At 71.9% G+C, this 18044-nt stretch carries 16 protein-coding genes; 9 read left to right on the top strand and 7 right to left on the bottom strand.

Features of this window, described 5'->3' with window-relative positions:
• The first annotated feature begins 24 nt into the window (after positions 1-24).
• Positions 25-1113 (top strand): LacI family DNA-binding transcriptional regulator, encoded by a 1089-nt coding sequence (locus tag OIE69_RS28175; RefSeq protein ID WP_326576697.1) that lies wholly within the window; start codon positions 25-27, stop codon positions 1111-1113.
• 37 nt (positions 1114-1150) lie between these two features.
• A complete protein-coding gene (locus OIE69_RS28170) occupies positions 1151-1993 on the top strand; it encodes a phosphatase PAP2 family protein (protein ID WP_326576696.1) in 843 nt (280 codons plus the stop codon).
• Positions 1994-2023: 30 nt separating this feature from the next.
• Here the strand turns inward: OIE69_RS28170 and OIE69_RS28165 are convergent, their stop codons facing one another.
• Complete coding sequence (locus OIE69_RS28165) at positions 2024-4987, bottom strand: bifunctional [glutamine synthetase] adenylyltransferase/[glutamine synthetase]-adenylyl-L-tyrosine phosphorylase (protein WP_326576695.1); 2964 nt, start codon at positions 4985-4987, stop codon at positions 2024-2026.
• A gap of 231 nt (positions 4988-5218) precedes the next feature.
• On the opposite strand from OIE69_RS28165, the gene OIE69_RS28160 reads away from it, so the two are divergent.
• From OIE69_RS28160 to OIE69_RS28145, 4 genes are all read left to right on the top strand, one after another.
• Positions 5219-7537 carry a peptidoglycan recognition protein family protein gene (locus tag OIE69_RS28160; RefSeq protein WP_326576694.1) on the top strand — a complete coding sequence of 773 codons (2319 nt, stop codon included), beginning with the start codon at positions 5219-5221 and terminating at the stop codon, positions 7535-7537.
• Positions 7538-7727: 190 nt separating this feature from the next.
• Positions 7728-8627, top strand: coding sequence for an alkaline phosphatase family protein (locus OIE69_RS28155; RefSeq protein WP_326576693.1), 900 nt, complete (start codon positions 7728-7730; stop codon positions 8625-8627).
• A 5-nt stretch (positions 8628-8632) separates the two neighbouring features.
• A complete protein-coding gene (locus tag OIE69_RS28150) occupies positions 8633-9898 on the top strand; it encodes an MFS transporter (protein WP_326576692.1) in 1266 nt (421 codons plus the stop codon).
• Positions 9899-9918: 20 nt separating this feature from the next.
• Positions 9919-10938: a TolB family protein gene (locus tag OIE69_RS28145; RefSeq protein ID WP_326576691.1), complete on the top strand. Its 1020-nt coding sequence runs from the start codon at positions 9919-9921 to the stop codon at positions 10936-10938.
• A gap of 33 nt (positions 10939-10971) precedes the next feature.
• Here OIE69_RS28145 and OIE69_RS28140 read toward each other — a convergent pair whose 3' ends face one another.
• Positions 10972-11394 carry a TOBE domain-containing protein gene (locus OIE69_RS28140; RefSeq protein WP_326576690.1) on the bottom strand — a complete coding sequence of 141 codons (423 nt, stop codon included), beginning with the start codon at positions 11392-11394 and terminating at the stop codon, positions 10972-10974.
• Between the two features lie 94 nt (positions 11395-11488).
• Positions 11489-11914: an ATP-binding protein gene (locus OIE69_RS28135; RefSeq protein WP_089221777.1), complete on the bottom strand. Its 426-nt coding sequence runs from the start codon at positions 11912-11914 to the stop codon at positions 11489-11491.
• Positions 11915-12095: 181 nt separating this feature from the next.
• Between OIE69_RS28135 and OIE69_RS28130 the strand changes: the two genes are divergently transcribed.
• Entirely contained in the window at positions 12096-12863 is a 768-nt protein-coding gene (locus OIE69_RS28130) for an IclR family transcriptional regulator (RefSeq protein WP_326576689.1), read from the top strand.
• Positions 12864-13006: 143 nt separating this feature from the next.
• Positions 13007-14521 (top strand): glycerol kinase GlpK, encoded by a 1515-nt coding sequence (gene glpK, locus OIE69_RS28125; RefSeq protein ID WP_326576688.1) that lies wholly within the window; start codon positions 13007-13009, stop codon positions 14519-14521.
• Here the strand turns inward: glpK and OIE69_RS28120 are convergent.
• From OIE69_RS28120 to OIE69_RS28105, 4 genes are all read right to left on the bottom strand, one after another.
• A complete protein-coding gene (locus OIE69_RS28120; RefSeq protein WP_326576687.1) occupies positions 14499-15389 on the bottom strand; it encodes a PhzF family phenazine biosynthesis isomerase in 891 nt (296 codons plus the stop codon). The two genes, glpK and OIE69_RS28120, sit on opposite strands and share 23 nt — an antisense overlap.
• Positions 15386-15748, bottom strand: a complete 363-nt coding sequence (locus OIE69_RS28115; RefSeq protein ID WP_326576686.1) for a hypothetical protein — start codon at positions 15746-15748, stop codon at positions 15386-15388. Before OIE69_RS28115 ends, OIE69_RS28120 begins: the two co-directional genes overlap by 4 nt.
• Before the next feature lie 78 nt (positions 15749-15826).
• Complete coding sequence (locus OIE69_RS28110; protein ID WP_326576685.1) at positions 15827-16060, bottom strand: hypothetical protein; 234 nt, start codon at positions 16058-16060, stop codon at positions 15827-15829.
• Positions 16061-16245: 185 nt separating this feature from the next.
• On the bottom strand, positions 16246-16689 hold the full coding sequence (locus OIE69_RS28105; protein ID WP_326576684.1) for a cytidine deaminase: 444 nt from the start codon (positions 16687-16689) through the stop codon (positions 16246-16248).
• Between the two features lie 267 nt (positions 16690-16956).
• On the opposite strand from OIE69_RS28105, the gene OIE69_RS28100 reads away from it, so the two are divergent.
• Positions 16957-17817, top strand: a complete 861-nt coding sequence (locus OIE69_RS28100) for an alpha/beta fold hydrolase (protein WP_326576683.1) — start codon at positions 16957-16959, stop codon at positions 17815-17817.
• Positions 17818-18044: the final 227 nt, after the last annotated feature.

Raw genomic sequence — 18044 nt, 5'->3', positions numbered from 1 at the left:
ATGCGACCGGTACAGTCCAATCCTGTGACCGCAAGGCTTGCCGACATCGCAGCCCAGGCGGGGGTGAGCGAAGCGACCGTCAGCCGTGTCCTCAACGGCAAGCCAGGTGTCTCCGCCGCCACCCGCCAGTCCGTGCTGGCCGCCCTCGACCTGCTGGGGTACGAACGGCCGGTGCGGCTGCGGCAGCGCAGCGCGGGCCTGGTCGGGCTCATCACGCCCGAGCTGGAGAACCCGATCTTCCCCGCGTTCGCCCAGGTCATCGGGCAGGCCCTGACGCGGCAGGGATACACCCCGGTGCTGGCCACCCAGACGCCGGGCGGCTCGACCGAGGACGAACTCGTCGAGATGCTCGTCGAGCGCGGCGTCGCCGGGATCATCTTCGTCTCCGGGCTGCACGCCGACTCCACCGCCGACACGGCGCGCTACGACCGGCTCCACGGCCAGAGCGTGCCGTTCGTCCTGATCAACGGCTTCTCCGCCAGGATCAAGGCACCGTTCGTCTCACCCGACGACCGCGGTGCCATGCGCCTGGCCGTCACCCATCTGGCGTCGCTCGGCCACGAGCGGATCGGCCTCGCGGTCGGCCCCAAGCGGTTCGTCCCCGTGCGGCGCAAGATCGAGGGCTTCCTGCGCAGCATGGAGGAGGTCCTCGGGATAGCCGCCGACGAGGCGGCCGAACGCATCCAGCACTCGCTGTTCACCCTCGAGGGTGGTCAGGCGGCCGCCTCCGGTCTGCTCGACGCGGGCTGCACGGCCGTGGTGTGCGCCTCGGACATGATGGCGCTGGGCGCCGTCCGCGCGGCCCGGCAGCTGGGGCTGTCCGTCCCCGGGGACGTCTCCGTCGTCGGCTTCGACGACTCCCCGCTGATCGCCTTCACCGATCCGCCGCTCACCACCATCCGGCAGCCGGTCACGGCCATGGGCCAGGCCGCCGTGCGCGCCCTGCTGGAGGAGATCGGCGGTACCCCGGCCCCGCACAGCGAGTTCGTCTTCCTGCCCGAACTGGTCGTCCGCGGTTCGACGGCATCAGGTCCCCAGGCGGGGGCAGCCGTACCCGTACAGCAGTCGGCCGGGAGGCGTACTCGGGATGCACGGAATCCCACCGGGGGTTGATCGGACGGCACCGGACCGCATGGCAGACTATCGCCCCATGGGGGAATCGACCGCGAAGATCATGGCCCACCGCAGTGGCGGCGTACCGCAGCGCTCCATCGATTCCCGTGACGCCGATGGAGCGACGACGGGCAACGGACTGCTGGCACCACGCCGTCCCCGGCTGTGGTTCGAGATCCTGCTGATCGCCGTCAGCTACTGGATCTACTCACTGGTGCGCAACGCCGTACCGGAGCAGCAGGACGACGCCATGCGGAACGCGAGCCACGTCTGGGACCTGGAGCAGTCCCTCGGGCTCGCTTTCGAGCACGCGGTCAATCATGCCGTGAACTCGGTAACGTGGCTCATCGTCGGGATGAACTACTACTACGCGACGCTCCACTTCATCGTCACCCTGGCGGTGCTCGTGTGGCTCTTCCGCAGGCACCCAGGGCGTTACGCGCCGACCCGGCTGGTCCTGTTCGTGACGACCGGCATCGCGCTGCTGGGCTACTACTTCTTCCCCCTGGCGCCGCCCCGGCTGATGGAGGGCGGCGGGTTCATCGACACCGTGAAGATCCACCACACCTGGGGGTCGATGGCGTCGGGCGACCTGGCGCACGTCTCCAACCAGTACGCGGCCATGCCCTCGATGCACATCGGCTGGTCGCTGTGGTGCGGCATCACCGTCGCCATGCTCGCGCGACGGGCCTGGGTGCGGGTGCTGGGTGTGCTCTACCCGGTCGTCACCCTGCTCGTCATCGTCTCCACCGCCAACCACTTCTGGCTGGACGCGGCCGGCGGCACCCTCTGCCTCGGGGTCGGATTCGCCGCCTCCTTTGCCGTCTACGGGGGGCTCGCCTACCGGTTGCCGCGCCAGGTCCGCGTCGCCACGGCCTGACCGGGCGCCGGGCGCCGGCCGGGCGCCGGCCTAGTCCGTGCCGTAGAAGAGGCGCTCGACCACCGCGCGGGCACGGCGCGTGGCCCGGCGGTACTCCTCGACCATGTCGCCCACGTGGCCCGGCTCGTAGCCGAGGTACCGCCCCACCGCGGCGAGTTCCTTGCCGTCGCCGGGGAAGGTGTCGCCGGCGCGGGCCCGGACGAGCATGACGGCGTTGCGCATCCGGCTCGCCAGGATCCAGGCGGCGTCCAGCACCTCGGCGTCCTCGGCGGCGACAAGCCCCGCCGCCTCGGCCGCCGCCAGCGCCGGCCGGGTGCGGGTGGTCCGCAGCCCGGGGAACTGCGCGCCGTGCCGGAGCTGCAGCAGCTGCACCGTCCACTCGACGTCGCTGAGCCCGCCCCGCCCCAGTTTGGCGTGGGTCGTCGGGTCCGCGCCGCGCGGCAGCCGCTCGGACTCCATACGGGCCTTGAGCCGGCGGATCTCGCGGACCGCCTCCTCCGGCAGCCCGTCGGCCGGATAGCGCAGCGGGTCGACGAGGCCGATGAAGCGGGCGCCCAGGTCCTCGTCGCCCGCGACCGGTTCGGCGCGGAGCAGGGCGTGGCTCTCCCAGACCAGCGACCAGCGCCGGTAGTAGGCGGCGTACGAGCCGAGCGTGCGCACCAGCGGTCCGCTCTTGCCCTCGGGGCGCAGGTCGGCGTCGATGAGCAGCGGCGGGTCGGTGGTGGGGATCTGCAGCAGCCTGCGCAGCTCGTTGGCGACCTTGAGCGCGGCCTTGGCGGCCCGGTGCTCGTCGGTGCCCTCGTACGGCTCGTGGACGAACAGGACGTCCGCGTCGGAGCCGTAGCCCAGTTCGCGCCCGCCGAAGCGGCCCATGCCGATGACGGAGAACCGGGTCGGCAGGGGCTCGCCCTCGGCCGCCTCGACGGCGTTGACCGCGGCCTGCAGGGCACCCGTGACGGCGGCGGCGTTGAGGTCGGTGAGGGCGGCGCCGATCGCGTCGGGGTCGTCGCGGTGGACTCCGACCAGGTCCGCGGCCGCGGTGCGGAACAGCTCGCGGCGGCGCACTCCGCGTACCGCGGCGACGGCCTGCTCGGCGGAGTCCGCGCGGTGGACCGCGGCCAGGACCTCCTGGTCCATGGCGCCGCGCGTACGCGGCTGGAGCCCCTCGTCGTCGGCGAGCAGGGCGACCGCCTCCGGTGCCCGCATGAGCAGGTCGGGGGCGAGCCGCCCGGAGGAGAGCACCCGCGCGAGGTTGACGGCGGCGGCACCCTCGTCCCTCAGCAGCCGCAGGTACCAGGGAGTACGGCCCAGGGCGTCGCTGACCTTGCGGAAGTTCAGCAGGCCCGCGTCGGGGTCCGCGGAGTCGGCGAACCAGCCGAGCAGCACCGGAAGCAGCGTCCGCTGGATGGCGGCCTTGCGGCTGACCCCCGAGGCCAGCGCCTCCAGGTGGCGCAGGGCGGCGGCCGGGTCGGCGTAGCCGAGCGCCTCCAGGCGCTGCTTGGCCGCGTCCGTGGACAGGCCCACCTCGCCGGGGGCGAGCTGGGCGACCGCGTCGAGCAGCGGCCGGTAGAAGAGCTTCTCGTGGAGGCGGCGCACCTCCCGGGCGTGCCGCCGCCACTCCCGCTGCAGCTCCGTCACCGGGTCCGCGCGGAAGCCCAGGGAGCGGCCGAGCCGCCGCAGGTCGGCCACGTCCTCCGGCACCAGGTGGGTGCGGCGCAGCTTGTGGAGCTGGATGCGGTGCTCCATCGTCCGCAGGAAGCGGTACGAGGTGTCGAGCGCCGCCGCGTCCGCGCGCCCCACGTAACCGCCGGCGGCGAGCTGGGACAGCGCGGTCAGGGTGGTACCGCTGCGCAGCGACGGGTCGGTGCGGCCGTGCACCAGCTGGAGCAGCTGCACCGCGAACTCCACGTCCCGCAGCCCGCCGGGGCCCAGCTTCAGCTCGCGGTCGAGGTGCGCCACGGGGATGTTCTCCACGACCCGGCGCCGCATCTCCTGCACGTCCTGGACGAAGTGGTCGCGCTCGGCGGCCTGCCACACCATGGGCGACAGCGCCTCGACGTACTCCCGGCCCAGCGCCGGATCGCCGGCGACCGGGCGGGCCTTGAGCAGCGCCTGGAACTCCCAGGTCTTGGCCCAGCGCTTGTAGTAGGCCAGATGGCTGGAAAGGGAGCGCACGAGGGGGCCGCGCCGGCCCTCGGGGCGCAGGTTGGCGTCGACCTGCCAGATGCTGCCCTCGACGGTGGTGTCGGAGCAGATCCGCATCATGCGCGAGGCCAACCGGGTGGCGGCCTGCAGCGCCTTCGCCTCGTCGGCTTCGGGGCGGGCCTCGGCCACGAAGATGACGTCGACGTCGGAGATGTAGTTGAGCTCGTGGCCGCCGCACTTGCCCATGCCGATCACCGCCAGCCGGCACAGCGCGGCGTCGGCCGGCGCCTCCGCCTCGGCCATGGCCAGGGCGGAGCGCAGCGTCGCGGTGGCGAGGTCGGCGAGCTCCGCGGCGGTCTGCACCAGGTCGCTGGTGCCGCACACGTCGCGGGCGGCGATGCCCAGCATGCAGCGCCGGTAGGCCACGCGCAGCGACTCGGGGTCGTCGGCCCCGGCCAGTCCCCGCTCGAACTCCGTGGTCCCCGGGTGCAGGTCGGCGTGCTCGTAGGTGACCAGGGCGTGCCAGTCGCGCGGATGCCGGGTCAGGTGGTCGGCGAGCGCGGTGGAGGCTCCCAGCACCCCGAGCAGCCGGTCGCGCAGCGGCTTGGCCGTGGTGAGCGTGTCGAGGAGGGTGCGCCGCTCCCCGGGGTCGAGGGCCTCGACGAGCCGTACGAGGGAGGCGAGCGCCTGGTCGGGGTCGGCGGTGGCGCCCAGCGCGTCGAGCAGGACCGGGTCGCTGCGCACCGGGGCGAGCTGCTCGCCGCCCAGCAGCGCCTCGGCGGCCACGGCGTCGCTGAAGCCGTGCCGCAGCAGCCGCCCGAACCTGGTGTCCCGTCGCCCTTCCAGCACGCCGCCTGCCTTTCCCGGTGCTCCCGGCCGGCCTGATCCGCCCTAGAGAGAGTATCCGCCAGGCCCCGGCTCTGTTACCTGGCGTTATGGCCGCTTTGACGGTGATCGTCCGGCGGTGTGAGCGCGGTCTGGTCCTTCTGGTATAAAGCGCTTGCTGTTTCTGAGGTTTAAAAAGTCAACCAACGGTACCCACGGCTACCCAGGGGTGGGGACGGGGCGGGGGAAGAGAACATGCGGCGAATACGTCTGCGCGGGCGTGCCTGGCTCGCGATCGGGGCGGTCGTACTCGGAGGGGCCGGTGTCATCACCGCCGCGTCCGTGGCCAGCGGCCCGGAGGGAACCGCCTCGTCGGCGGCCCCGAAGGGGCCGGTGCCCAGTGCGGTCCAGTCACTCGCCCTCAAGGGCGAGGGCGGGGAGCGCACCGTGGCGCAGCGCGACACGGAGACCTTCGGCCTGCTCGGTGTGACGTGGGACGACCCGCGCACCGAGCTGGACGGCACGGTCCAGGTGCGCACGCGTTCGGTGAAGACCGGCGGATGGTCCGACTGGCACGGGGTCGACCCGCACTACGACGACGCTCCGGACCCGAGGACCGAGGGCGCCACCCGGGGCGGATCGGCCCCGCTGTACGTGGGCCTCTCCAACGGTGTCGAGCTCAAGGTCGTGTCGGCGAACGGCGCGTCGGGCACCCTCCCGAAGGGCCTTCAGCTCGAACTGGTGGGCGACGCCAAGAAGAGCGGCAACGATGTCGCCATGGCGCCCGCCGCCTTCGCGGCGGACGCCGAGGAGACCACGACCCCGCCGGCCGATCCCTCGGCGACCGACACCCCGCCCGACTCGGCCACGCCGGATCCGGAAGTCTCCTCCCCGAGCGAGACGGCGACCCCGTCGACCTCGGCCCCGGCACCGGACTCCTCCGCGTCCGCGAGCACCTCGCCGAGCGCGTCCGCGAGCACGTCCACCTCCCCCTCCACCTCGCCGTCGCCGAGCTCGACCCGGCCGACCGCCCCGGCCTCCACCGTGGCGAAGCCGGCCATCAAGCTCCGCAAGGACTGGGGTGCCGACGAGTCCAAGCGCGAGGCCGGGGACCCGCCCTACGCGGACAAGGTGAACGTGGTCTTCGTCCACCACACGGACACCGCCGCCGACTACGACTGCAGCGAATCGGCCCAGATCGTGCGGTGGATCTACGCGTACCACCTGTCCCAGGACTGGCGCGACATCGGCTACAACGCCCTCGTCGACAAGTGCGGCACCATCTTCGAGGGCCGCTTCGGCGGCCTGGACCTGCCCGTCATCGGCGCGCAGACCTACGGCTTCAACACGCGCAGCTGGGGTATCGCCGCGATCGGCACCTTCCAGGTCATCAAGGGTGTCCCGGCCACGCCGATCTCCTCCAAGATGCTCGGCTCGATCGCGGCGCTGTCCGCGTGGAAGCTCGGCCAGTACGGGATCAACCCCAACCCCGGCAGCAAGACGCAGACCCTGGTCGAGGGCGCGAAGGACAGCTCGCCGTGGGTCTACGACAAGTCGTACACGTTCAACCCGATCTCCGGGCACCGTGACGGTTTCGCCACCGCGTGCCCCGGTCAGAACCTGTACGACAAGCTGGCCACGATCCGCTCGTACGCGGCGGGCGTCGCCGCGCCGACCCTGAACGGCGTCAGCGGCGCCACGCTCTCCGGCTCCTCGTACTACACCAAGGGAACGGCGACGGTGGCCTGGAAGGAGTCCACCCCGACCGCCGTCGTCAAGCGGTTCGAGGTGCTCGTGGACGGCAAGGTCGCGGCCACCGCCAAGGCCACCGCCACCTCCGCTCCGATCACCGTCGCCGCGGGCAAGCACACCGTGACGGTGCGGGCCGTGCACAACAACAACAAGACGGCGACATCAGCGAGTTCGTACAGCGTGGTCGGCGACACGACCAAGCCGACCTTCACCACCGCCCCCTCCGTGAAGATCCGCAACGCCACGGTGTCCAGCACCTCCGTGCCGGTCTCCGTGACCTGGAAGGCCGCCGACAACGGCGCCCTCAAGAGCGTCGCGGCGACCGCCCCCAGCACGGCCACCTTCGGCCCGACCACCACGTCGTGGAGCACCACGGGCAAGGTGAACACCGCGGTCACGTACGGCCTGAAGGCCACCGACGCGGCCGGGAACTACGCCACCGCCTCGGTGAGCCGCACGGCGGCGATCCTGCAGGAGACCTCGGCGACGAAGACCGGGACGTGGACGGCGAAGAGCTCCACCAGCTACCTCGGCGGGAAGTCCTACACCTCGTCCTCCAAGAACGCCAGCCTGACCTGGACGTTCACCGGCCGCTCGGTCGGCTGGGTGGTCTCCCGGGCCTCGACCTCCGGCCAGGCGTACGTCTACGTCGACGGGGTCAAGACGGCCACGGTGGACCTCAAGTCCTCCACCACCGCCTACCGGCAGACGATCTGGTCCAAGACCTGGAGCACCAGCGCCAAGCACACGCTGAAGATCGTCGTCGTCGGCACCTCCGGCCGGCCGGCGATCACCACGGACGGCATCACGTACGTCAAGTGACGTCCTGACAGCAAGGGCCCGGGGAGCGCGAGTTGCGCTCCCCGGGCCCTTTTACCTGTGCTTGACCTCAAGATCCAGAACGTAGGCAGCGTTCCCCTGACCTTCATTTCCGCGGCGCTTCGGGCGTCCACGGCCCCCTCCTAACCTGGCGCGGCGCCACTCCCCGTCCCCCTCTTTCCGGAGGTCCGCCGTGTCCGGCTGGTCCCTGCCCCGTCCCCGTCGCTCCGTCACCGCCCTCGCTTCCGCCCTCGGCGTCGCCGCCGCCTCCCTCGGCCTGTGGGCCGGGCTCGGCGGCTCCGAGACCGCCCACGCGGCCGGCAGCGTGCCGAACCCCGACCACGTGGTCGTGGTGATGTTCGAGAACCACGCCTACAACCAGGTCATCGGCAGCTCCAGCGCCCCCTACATCAACAACACGCTCAAGGCCGGCGGCGCCAGCCTGACGCAGTCGTACGGCGTCACGCACCCGAGCCAGCCCAACTACCTGCAGATCTTCTCGGGCGGCAACCAGGGTGTCACCGACGACGGCTGCTACACCCCCGGCTTCAGCTCCAAGCCCAACCTCGCCTCCGAGCTGATCGCCGCGGGCAAGAGCTGGGCCAGCTACAACGAGACGCTGCCCAGCCAGGGTTCGACCACCTGCAGCAGCGGCACCTACGCCCGCAAGCACAACCCGTGGTTCGCGTTCAGCAACGTCCCGACGTCGACGGCGAAGACCTTCGCGCAGTTCCCGACGGACTTCACCACCCTGCCGAAGGTCTCCTTCGTGGTGCCGAACCTGTGCAGCGACATGCACGACTGCTCGGTCTCCACCGGTGACACCTGGCTGAAGAACAAGCTGGGCGCGTACGCGACCTGGGCGAAGACCCACAACAGCCTGCTCGTCGTCACCTTCGACGAGGACAACCGGCTGAGCGGCAACAAGATCCCGACCGTGCTGTACGGCCAGCCGGTCAAGGCCGGTTCGTCGTCCGCGACGACCTACAACCACTACAACATGCTCCGCACGCTGGAGGACCTGGCGGGTCTCGGCACGCACGCCGGCAACGCCGCCTCCGCCTCGGACATCACCGGTATCTGGGCGAGCTGAGACCGGTGTACGTCGCGGACAGCCGCGGCGGAGCCGGCACCGAGGTCCGGGACGCGTCGCGTCCCGGGCCCCGGGCCACCGCCGTCGCCCCCACCGTCCTCGTCCTGGGCACCGTCAGCCTGATCACCGACGTCTCGTCGGAGATGGTCACCGCGGTGCTCCCCCTCTACCTCGTGGCCGGGCTCGGGCTCTCCCCGCTCGGCTTCGGCCTGCTCGACGGCGTCTACAACGGCTTCAGCGCGCTGGTGCGGCTGGTCGGCGGCCACCTCGCCGACCGGGGCGGCGGCCGGCACAAGGCCGTGGCGGCCGTCGGCTACGGACTGTCAGCGGTGTGCAAGCCCGCGCTGCTCCTGGTCCACAGCCTCCCCCTGATCGGTGCCGTCCTCGCGGTCGACCGGACCGGCAAGGGGCTGCGCACCGCACCGCGGGACGCGCTGATCTCGCTGTCCTCGGCGCCGGAGACGCGCGGGCGGGCCTTCGGCGTGCACCGCGCCATGGACACCGCCGGGGCGCTGCTGGGACCGCTGGTCGCGTTCCTCATCCTGCGGCAGGCCGCCGAGGGGTACGACGCCGTCTTCACGGTGAGCTCCTGCGTGGCCGCCCTGGGAGTGCTGGTGCTGCTGCTCTTCGTGCCGGGCGGCCGCGGCGGGGTTCCCGCCCCCGCATCCGCGGACTCGCCCACATCCACCGCCCCCGCGCCCTCGCTGCGGGCGTCCCTGGCGCTGCTGCGCCGCCGGGACGTGCGGAGGCTGACGGTCTGCGCGACGCTGCTGGGCCTGTCGACGGTCAGCGACTCCTTCGTCTACCTGCTGCTCCAGCACCGCCTCGGCGTCCCCGACCGCTGGTTCGCGCTGCTCCCCCTGGGCACCGCGGCGGCCTTCCTGCTGCTCGCGATGCCGCTGGGGCGGCTGGCCGACCGCATGGGCCGCTGGCGGATGTTCCTGGCGGGGCACGTCGCCCTGCTCGCCGCGTACGGGCTGCTGCTCGCGCACGGCCCGGCGTACGCCGTCCTGCTGCTGCACGGCGCCTTCTACGCCGCCACGGACGGGGTGCTGATGGCCGCCGCGTCCACCGCCGTACCCGACGAGCTGCGCGGTGCCGGGCTCGCCCTCGTCCAGACCGGGCAGGCCGCGGCCCGCTTCGCCGCCTCCCTGGCCTTCGGCGCGGCCTGGACGGCCTGGGGCGACCGCGCGGCCCTCACCACCGCCGCGCTGGCGCTGACGGTGTGCGCGGTCTGCGCCGTGTACCTGCGTCCCGCGCCGAGCAAGTGACCCCCGAGGAAAGGCCCCCCATGAACACCCGCAGCCGTCTGTTCGTGCTGCTCGCCGCCGTGGCGGCGCTGGCCGCGGTCGCCGCCGTGTCCGTGCTGCGCGCCGCCGACCGCGCGGCGGAGAAGGACCGCCCGCAGGCGGGCGGCCCCGTGGTGACGGCGGGGACGGTGACGCTGGCGCCGGACACACCCCGCATGGTGTTCCGCAACATGGCGTGGGGCCCGCACCGGGACGAGCTCGCCACCGTCCCGGCCGGCAGCCCCGAGGCAGCGCGCACCGCCTCCGACGTCACGTGCCTGCGCTTCTACGCGGCCGCGGGCACCGGTATCTGCCTGCAGTCGGTCAAGGGCGCCGTCCAGGACACCTACCGCGCCGTCGTGCTCGACGCCCGGCTGCACGAGCTGCGCCACTTCCCCCTCGCGGGCATCCCGACCCGGGCCCGGGTATCGCCCAGCGGGCGCATGGCCGCCTGGACCGTGTTCGTCGGGGGCGACTCCTATGCGGGCACGAACTTCTCCACGCGTACCTCCGTCCTCGACACCCGTACCTGGGCCCTCGTCACGAACCTCGAGGACTTCCGGATCACCCGGGACGGCCGGCCCTACCACGCCGCCGACGTCAACTTCTGGGGCGTGACCTTCTCCGACGACACCCACTTCTACGCCACCCTGGGCACCGGCGGCCGCACCTACCTCGTCCGCGGCGACGTCGCGGCCCGCTCCGTCCGCACGCTGCGCAGCAACGTCGAGTGCCCCTCGCTCTCACCCGACGGCACCCGGCTGGTCTTCAAGAAGCGCGTCGCGGGCCTCTCCCCCGACGCGCCCTGGCGGCTGTACGTCCTGGACCTGGCCACCATGCGCGAGACCCCGCTCGCCGAGCGGCGCAGCGTCGACGACCAGGTCGTCTGGCGCGACGACCACACGGTCGTCTACGCCCTCGCCGGGGACTTCGGCGCGGACCTGTGGACGGTGCCCGCCGACGGCACCGGCACGGCCCGCCGCATGATGACGGCGGCGCTGGCTCCCGCCTACCTCGGGTAGGCCCTGCGCGGCCCCGGCCGGGGCCCCGTCCGCTCAGGTCGCCAGCGACACGTCGGTCGCCTTGACCAGCGCGACGACCTGGGCGCCCTCGGCGACGCCCAGCTCGTCGAGGGCCTCCCGGGTGATCACGGCGGTCAGCTCGCGGCCGCCCCCGAAGTCGACCCGCACGCTCGCCATGGCCTCGCCCGGCGTCACTCCGGCGACGGTCCCGGGGATGCGGTTGCGGATGCTGATGCCCTGCACCGGAGCCGTCGCCAGGGAGACCTCCGTCGCCTTGATCAGCACCGTCACCCCGCCGCCGGGGATGATGCCGAGCTCCCGCACGGCCTCGGCCGTCACGGCCGCCGTGAAGTCCGGTCCCCCGCCGTCGAGGCGGACCGTGACCACGGCCATCACCTCGCCCGGGACCACCGAGGCGACCTTGCCGACGATCTGGTTGCGAATGCTCAGTGCCATGAGCGGCACCGTAAGCCCGTCCGCGGCGCGCCGCGCGGAACGACCCGCCGCCCGCCCCGGGCACGGGCGGCGGTCCTGCCCCGCCGGCGGCGGCTCAGGCGGTGACCAGGTCCGCCCAGCGGGTGAACCCGGCGCAGTCGGCGCGGATGCCGTGCCGTGTCGAGAGGGCGCCCACGATGCCGAGGCCCCGGCCGTGCTCGTCGGGGTCGGTGGATCCCCCCGGCATGCATGGTCGGGCCGACGGACCCGAGTCGGTCACCTCGATGTGCAGGGCGCTGTGCCCGTCGACCTCCGTCCAGCAGATGCGCAGGGAGGCGGGGCCGTCGGCGTGCACGATCGCGTTCGTGGTCAGCTCGGATATCACCAGCAGCGCGTCCTCGGCGACCTCCGGGCACAGCTCCCACTCCGCCAGCACGCCCCGTACCCGCCGGCGCACCACGGACAGGGCGCCGGGGATGTGCGACAGCGCGCAGACGTGCACATCCTCGCGCTGCGGCATCGTCTCGGGCTCTGCCGCCATGGTGTCCTCCTCCCAGGGAAGTCCCGCCGGGTGGACTCCCGGACCTGCACGAAAGCTTCCGAGACGGGACATCGCGGGTCAATGAATCGGGGTCGCCATTGTCGAACGCCGCCCTCGTAGGCCGAACGACCTGCGGAAACGCGCTGATGCCCATCGTGGTTGCCGGGGATAGCATCGACGTATGGCCGGCCCGCTGCAGTCCATCGAACGGGCGGCGGCGATCCTCAGGCTCCTGGCCGGCGGTCCCCGCCGGCTCGGGCTGGGCGAAGTGGCCGCCTCCCTCGGACTGGCGAAGGGCACGGCACACGGCATCCTGCGCACCCTCCAGCACGTGGACTTCGTCGAGCAGGACCCGGCGACCGGGAAGTACCAGCTCGGGGCGGCCCTGCTGCACCTGGGCACCAGCTACCTCGACGTCAACGAGCTGCGGTCCCGGTCGATCAACTGGGCCGACGCGCTGGCCGCCCGCAGTGGGGAGGCGGTGCGCCTCGGCACCCCGCTGGAGGGCCAGGTCCTCGTCGTCCACCACGTCTTCCGGCCCGACGACAGCCTCCAGACGCTCGACGTCGGCGCCCTGCTGCCGCTGCACGCCTCCTCGCTCGGCAAGATCCTGCTGGCGTACGGGGCGGCGCCGCTGGAGCCGCTGCTGAAGGAGGAACTGGAGGCGTACACCCGGCACACCCTGGTGGTCCCGGAGGACCTGAGGAGCGCCCTCGCCGAGGTCCGCGAGCAGGGCTGGGCGGCGGAGGTCCAGGAGATGTCGATGGGCGAGGCCGGGGTCGCGGCGCCGATCCGCAGCTCGGGCGGCCTCGTCGTGGGCGCGATCTGCCTGTCCGGCCCGGTCGAGCGGATCTGCGACACCAGGGGCCGCCCCCAGGCGTCCCTGGTCACGCTGCTCCGGGAGGCCGCGCGGGCGATCTCCAGGGACCTCGGCGCCGCCCGCTGGTGAGGCCCGCCCGCACTCCGGACCCGAAGGGCACGAGAAGAGAAGGAACACAAGCAACACAAGGAATACAAGGAACGCGAGGGACACGGCGAACGCGACGAAGGCACGGGAAAACCCGGGAAAGCATCGGAAAGCAGGCCCCGACCATGGTTGAACGGTATGTGCTGTCCATCGACCAGGGCACCACCTCCACCCGATGCATCCTCTTCGACCACCGGGGCCGCCTGGTGTCGGTCGCCCAGCGCGAGCACCAGCAGCACTTCCCCAGGCCCGGCTGGGTCGAGCACGACGCGCTGGAGATCTGGCGCAACCTGGAGCGCATCGTGCCGCAGGCGCTGTCCTCCGCCGAGATCGCGGCGGACGAGGTCGCCGCGATCGGCATCGCCAACCAGCGGGAGACGACCGTGCTGTGGGACCCGAGCACGGGCGTACCGCTGGGCCGGGCCATCGTCTGGCAGGACACCCGTACCGCGCCGCTCGTCGAGCGGCTGCGCAAGGACCCCGGCGACGACTTCTTCCTGGACCGCTGCTGCCTGCCGCCCTCCACCTACTTCTCCGCGCCGCGGATCCGCTGGCTCTTCGACGAGGTGCCCGGGCTGGAGCAGCGCGCCCGCGACGGGGAGCTGCTCTTCGGGACGATGGAGACCTGGCTGATCTGGAACCTGACGGGCGGGGTCGACGGCGGCCTGCACATCACCGACGCCACCAACGCCAGCCGCACCATGCTGATGAACATCCGCTCGCTGACCTGGGACCAGGACCTGCTGGACTTCTTCGGCGTCCCCCGCGTGATGCTCCCGGAGATCCACGCGTCCGCCGAGAACTACGGCGCGGCCCGGACCGTCCTGCCCGGGGTCCGCATCACCGCCGCCCTGGGGGATCAGCAGGCGGCGCTCTTCGGCCAGACCTGCTTCTCCCCCGGCGACGCGAAGTGCACCTACGGGACCGGCAGCTTCCTGCTGCTCAACACCGGTTCCACGATGATCAGATCACGGCACGGGCTGCTCTCCACGGTCGCGTACAAGATCGACGACCAGCCGGCGGTCTACGCCCTGGAGGGCTCGATCGCCGTCACCGGCTCACTGGTGCAGTGGTTCCGCGACCGCCTCGGCCTGATCAGCAGCGCCCCCGAGATCGAGACCCTCGCCCTGACCGTCGAGGACAACGGCGGCTGCTACATCGTGCCCGCCTTCTCCGGTCTCTTCGCCCCCCACTGGCGCAGCGACGCCCGCGGCGTCATCGTCGGCCTCACCTCGTACATCACCAAGGGGCACCTGGCCCGGGCCGTCCTGGAGGCCACCGGCTGGCAGACCCGCGAGGTCGTCGACGCCATGAACGCCGACTCCTCCATCGGGCTGAAGGAGCTCAAGGTCGACGGCGGCATGACCGCGGACAACCTGCTCATGCAGTTCATCGCCGACGTGCTCGACGTCCCCGTGGTCCGCCCGATGGTCGCCGAGACGGTGTCCCTGGGCGCCGCCTACGCAGCCGGCCTGGCCTCCGGCTACTGGCCGGACCTGAAGGTGCTGCGGAACAACTGGCACCGCGCCGGGCAGTGGCTGCCCGGCATGGACCCCGGGCGCCGCGAGGCCGAGTACGAGAACTGGCAGCGTGCCGTCGAGCGCTCCATCGGCTGGATCAGACAGCCCGGGGCCCCGTGACCGAGGGCGTGACCAGGGCCACCGCCCGGCCGGTCACCCGCACCCGCGGGTCCCCCGGGTCGACGGCCACCAGCAGCTCGCTCGGGCGGCCCATGTCCTCGCCCTGCCGCACCACCACCCGGGCCGGCTCCGCCACCAGGCCGAGCTCCCGCAGGTAGCCGCCGAAGGCCGCCGCGGCCGCGCCGGTCGCCGGGTCCTCGACGACCCCGCCCACCGGGAAGGGGTCGCGGGCGTGGAAGCGGTCCGGGGCCTCCCGCCAGACCAGGTGCACCGTGGTCCACCCGTGGCGGCGCATGACGTCGGCGAGGGCCTCGAAGTCGTACGCGAGGTCCGCCAGCCGGGCCCGGGCGGCGGCGGCCAGCACCAGGTGGTGAACCCCTCCGAACGCCACGTGCGGCGGCAGCGCGGGGTCCAGCTCGCCGCGCTCCCAGCCGAGCGCGGCGAGCGCCGCGTCCAACTCGGCGTCCTCGGCCGGGCGGGACCGTGTCGGCACGCTGGTGAGCGTGGCGTGCAGCGCCCCCTCGCCGTCGGCGGCGGTCAGCACGGGGATCTCCCCCGCCGGGGTGTCGAAGACCAGCTCACCGGGCCCGATGCGCTCCGCCAGCGCGACGGCGGTCGCGACGGTCGCGTGACCGCAGAAGTCGACCTCGGCGAGGGGGCTGAAGTAGCGCAGGGTGAACCGCCGGCGGGCGGGGTCCGCTTCCGTGACGAACGCCGTCTCGGAGTAGCCGACCTCGGCGGCGAGGCCGAGCATGCGCTGCTCGTCGAGGCCCGAGGCATCGAGGACGACGCCCGCGGGATTGCCCCCGGCGGGGTCGGAGCTGAAGGCGGTGTAGCGCAGCACGTCGGTACCGGTTCCGGATGTCATGCCGTCCACGCTGCCACACCACGTGCCATCGATGCGGGCGACCCCGACCCTCCCGGTACCCGGACCGGCTGCGCCGGCCACGACCGGACGCCACCCGGATCACCCCGGCGGTCTGACGCGTGCGCCGACAGGCCGCGCAACGCCTGGTACAGATCGCCGTGGACCGACCGCCAGTGGACGGAACCGTCGTCGTTCAGGCTGCCCATGGACCAGTCGTCGTCCTCGAGTTGCTTCACGATGCACAGGGTGTGGAAACCCAGGACGATCTGCGGCCGCATCACCTCGTCGGCCCCGTCGGCGGCGACCCGCTTCACCATCCGGTCCGGATCCAGCACGACGGCCTTCCGGTCGCCGGACACCTCCCGGATCCGTTGAAGGGTCCACCCCGCGGGCAACCGCGCCCCTGTCGTCCAAGGATGACCCCGTCCTCCCCGTGACTACAGCTCGCACCACCCCCCTTCACCGGGCACTCCCGTCCGTACGAAGTCCTGCACGACGGCCCACGCCCGATCGACGCCCAGCACAAAGCCGCCCGTGAACTCCGCGAGGCCGTCCATCACCGGGACCCCGGCCACGACCCCCGGGGGAACGGTCCCGTCACCCACGCGAAGGGACATCGCCCCCGCGTCCTCCAGCAGGTGGACGACCGCGTGATCGCCCCTGAAGCCCATGGACAGCCAGGGGAACTCGGCCCCCGGCAGACCGACTTCGAGGTACCCCTGCCCGCGCGAACGCAGTTCGCCGAAGCGGTCGGACAGACCTCGAAGGTCCGTATGCCTCTCGTCCGGACAGAACCGTCCAGACTCCGGCGACGTGGCCGCCCACACCGCTCCGGGAAGAGGACCCGGGTGTGCGGTCACCCGGAGTGCTGCGCTCGGGAGGGCCATCCCCCGCCGGCGAACTGGCGAGCCCAGTAATAGGGGTTCACCTCCGCGAGCGTCCGCCCCTCCCACCGGGTGGGATCGCCGTCCCTTGGGACGGCCACCTCGACGGACGGCCCCCACAACGCGAGACGCTCCTGGCAGACGCCACAGGGCGGCAGAATCAGAATCCTGTCACGCTCCACGTCACGGCAGACACAGACGGAAGCGGTGACGACCCGGTCCTGCGTATAGGCCTGGATGAACGCCCCGGTCTCCTGGCAGAGCGCGACCGAGCCGTGCATGTTGTCGAGACCCACGCTGGTCACAATGCCCCCGTCGGCGAGCCGCACCGCGGCCGCGCCACCCGCTTCACCCGGAGGCCAGCGTCGGTCCATCAGTTCCACGGCCGCGTCCACGAGCGTCTGATCGAGTTGCATGCGCCGGATTCTGGCACGGAGTTCGGATCCGCTCCCGGCCGCGAGACACCTCGCCGGACGGCGGCATCCTGTGCTGATCATTCGCGACGAGGGAAGGTGAAGACGCGGTTCACGGAGACGAGGTGCGCAGGAAGTGCATCGGGCTTCCACCGACCTGCGATTACCAGAGCGAGCACTGTGACCTGCGGGAGCCGGTCTGTCCGGCGTTGCCGCATCTCTGTCCGCCGGATCCTGCACCGCGGCGGGCGGGATTGGAACACTGGACAGATGTTCATCGAGACTCTTGTGCCTGTGTCGAGTGACCCCGCAGTGGACCTGTTCGTGGTGCAATCCGACGGCTCTGTTGAGCGGCCTCTGCTGGTGATCCACGGAGGTCCTGATTGGGATCACACGTATCTACGTGAACCCGTCGCCGAGCTCGCCGATCACCGCCGGATCATCCTGCCGGACCTACGCGGCTGTGGGCGTTCGACCCGCGGCCTGGCCGATGACGAGTACACACCCGCAGCGACGATCACCGACCTCGTCCGTCTGCTGGACACGTTGGAGATCGAGCGGGCAGACATCCTCGGTTTCTCGTACGGAGGGCTGATTGCCCAGCGGCTCGTTTTGGCCGTACCTGAACGTGTCCGCCGCTTGGTGGTTGCGTCGAGCAGTGTCCTGCCAGTGCCCCCGGATGCATTCGACGGTTGGCACGAGCGCACTGAACGCATGACCGCCGAGGCCGAGGTCTGGTCTGACCCCTCGCTGTCGGGACCCGAACTCACCCGAGCAGCTGCTCTGGCCAGCGCCCCAGCTAACGTCTGGCGTCCGGACGCTCTGCCTGGCTACCTCGATGTCCTGAAAGGCATCTACTTCTCCGCCGAGTGGATGCGGCCCTGGCAAGCTGGCACGCTGCCGAGCCCCCGCCATCCGGATACACCCCAGCGGCTCGCAGATGTCGGCATCCCCATGCTTCTGCTACACGGGCGACAGGACATGACCTTCCCTGCCGACCTCGTCGAACCCACCGTCAAGCTGATCCCCACCGCACGAGCCTCGGTACTTGAGGAAGCAGGGCACATGGCCCACATCGACCAACCCCGCGCTTGGCTGGCGGCTTTGGAGGACTTTCTCTCTGAAGAGTGACGGGCACAGTGGCCGGCGGTCGTCAGTCCGCCCAGTTGTGACCGATGGGGGCAGGAGCCCCAGTTTGGAAGACTGAGGCTGTGGACCATGCCTCGCCTGGACAGACGCTGACCTGTGGCAACGTGGGGTCGTCACTGCTGTTCCCCGTGGCTCCCCGTTCGGCACCGCCGGACGTGCACGGGTATGGCACGCACTATGGCTCGCCCATGAATCGCGTGCTCTGGACA

The sequence above is a fragment of the Actinacidiphila glaucinigra genome (genome assembly GCF_035918135.1).
Taxonomy (GTDB): domain Bacteria; phylum Actinomycetota; class Actinomycetes; order Streptomycetales; family Streptomycetaceae; genus Actinacidiphila; species Actinacidiphila glaucinigra.
This window is presented reverse-complemented; position numbering and strand designations above follow the sequence as displayed.

Bases quoted from the DNA above. Each gene is read 5' to 3' on its own strand.
- OIE69_RS28170 (WP_326576696.1), top strand. From the start codon at position 1,151: ATGGGGGAATCGACCGCGAAGATCATGGCCCACCGCAGTGGCGGCGTA.
- OIE69_RS28160 (WP_326576694.1), top strand. From the start codon at position 5,219: ATGCGGCGAATACGTCTGCGCGGGCGTGCCTGGCTCGCGATCGGGGCG.
- OIE69_RS28145 (WP_326576691.1), top strand. From the start codon at position 9,919: ATGAACACCCGCAGCCGTCTGTTCGTGCTGCTCGCCGCCGTGGCGGCG.
- OIE69_RS28140 (WP_326576690.1), bottom strand. From the start codon at position 11,394: ATGGCACTGAGCATTCGCAACCAGATCGTCGGCAAGGTCGCCTCGGTG.
- OIE69_RS28135 (WP_089221777.1), bottom strand. From the start codon at position 11,914: ATGGCGGCAGAGCCCGAGACGATGCCGCAGCGCGAGGATGTGCACGTC.
- OIE69_RS28130 (WP_326576689.1), top strand. From the start codon at position 12,096: ATGGCCGGCCCGCTGCAGTCCATCGAACGGGCGGCGGCGATCCTCAGG.
- glpK (WP_326576688.1), top strand. From the start codon at position 13,007: ATGGTTGAACGGTATGTGCTGTCCATCGACCAGGGCACCACCTCCACC.
- OIE69_RS28120 (WP_326576687.1), bottom strand. From the start codon at position 15,389: ATGACATCCGGAACCGGTACCGACGTGCTGCGCTACACCGCCTTCAGC.
- OIE69_RS28110 (WP_326576685.1), bottom strand. From the start codon at position 16,060: ATGGGCTTCAGGGGCGATCACGCGGTCGTCCACCTGCTGGAGGACGCG.
- OIE69_RS28105 (WP_326576684.1), bottom strand. From the start codon at position 16,689: ATGCAACTCGATCAGACGCTCGTGGACGCGGCCGTGGAACTGATGGAC.
- OIE69_RS28100 (WP_326576683.1), top strand. From the start codon at position 16,957: ATGTTCATCGAGACTCTTGTGCCTGTGTCGAGTGACCCCGCAGTGGAC.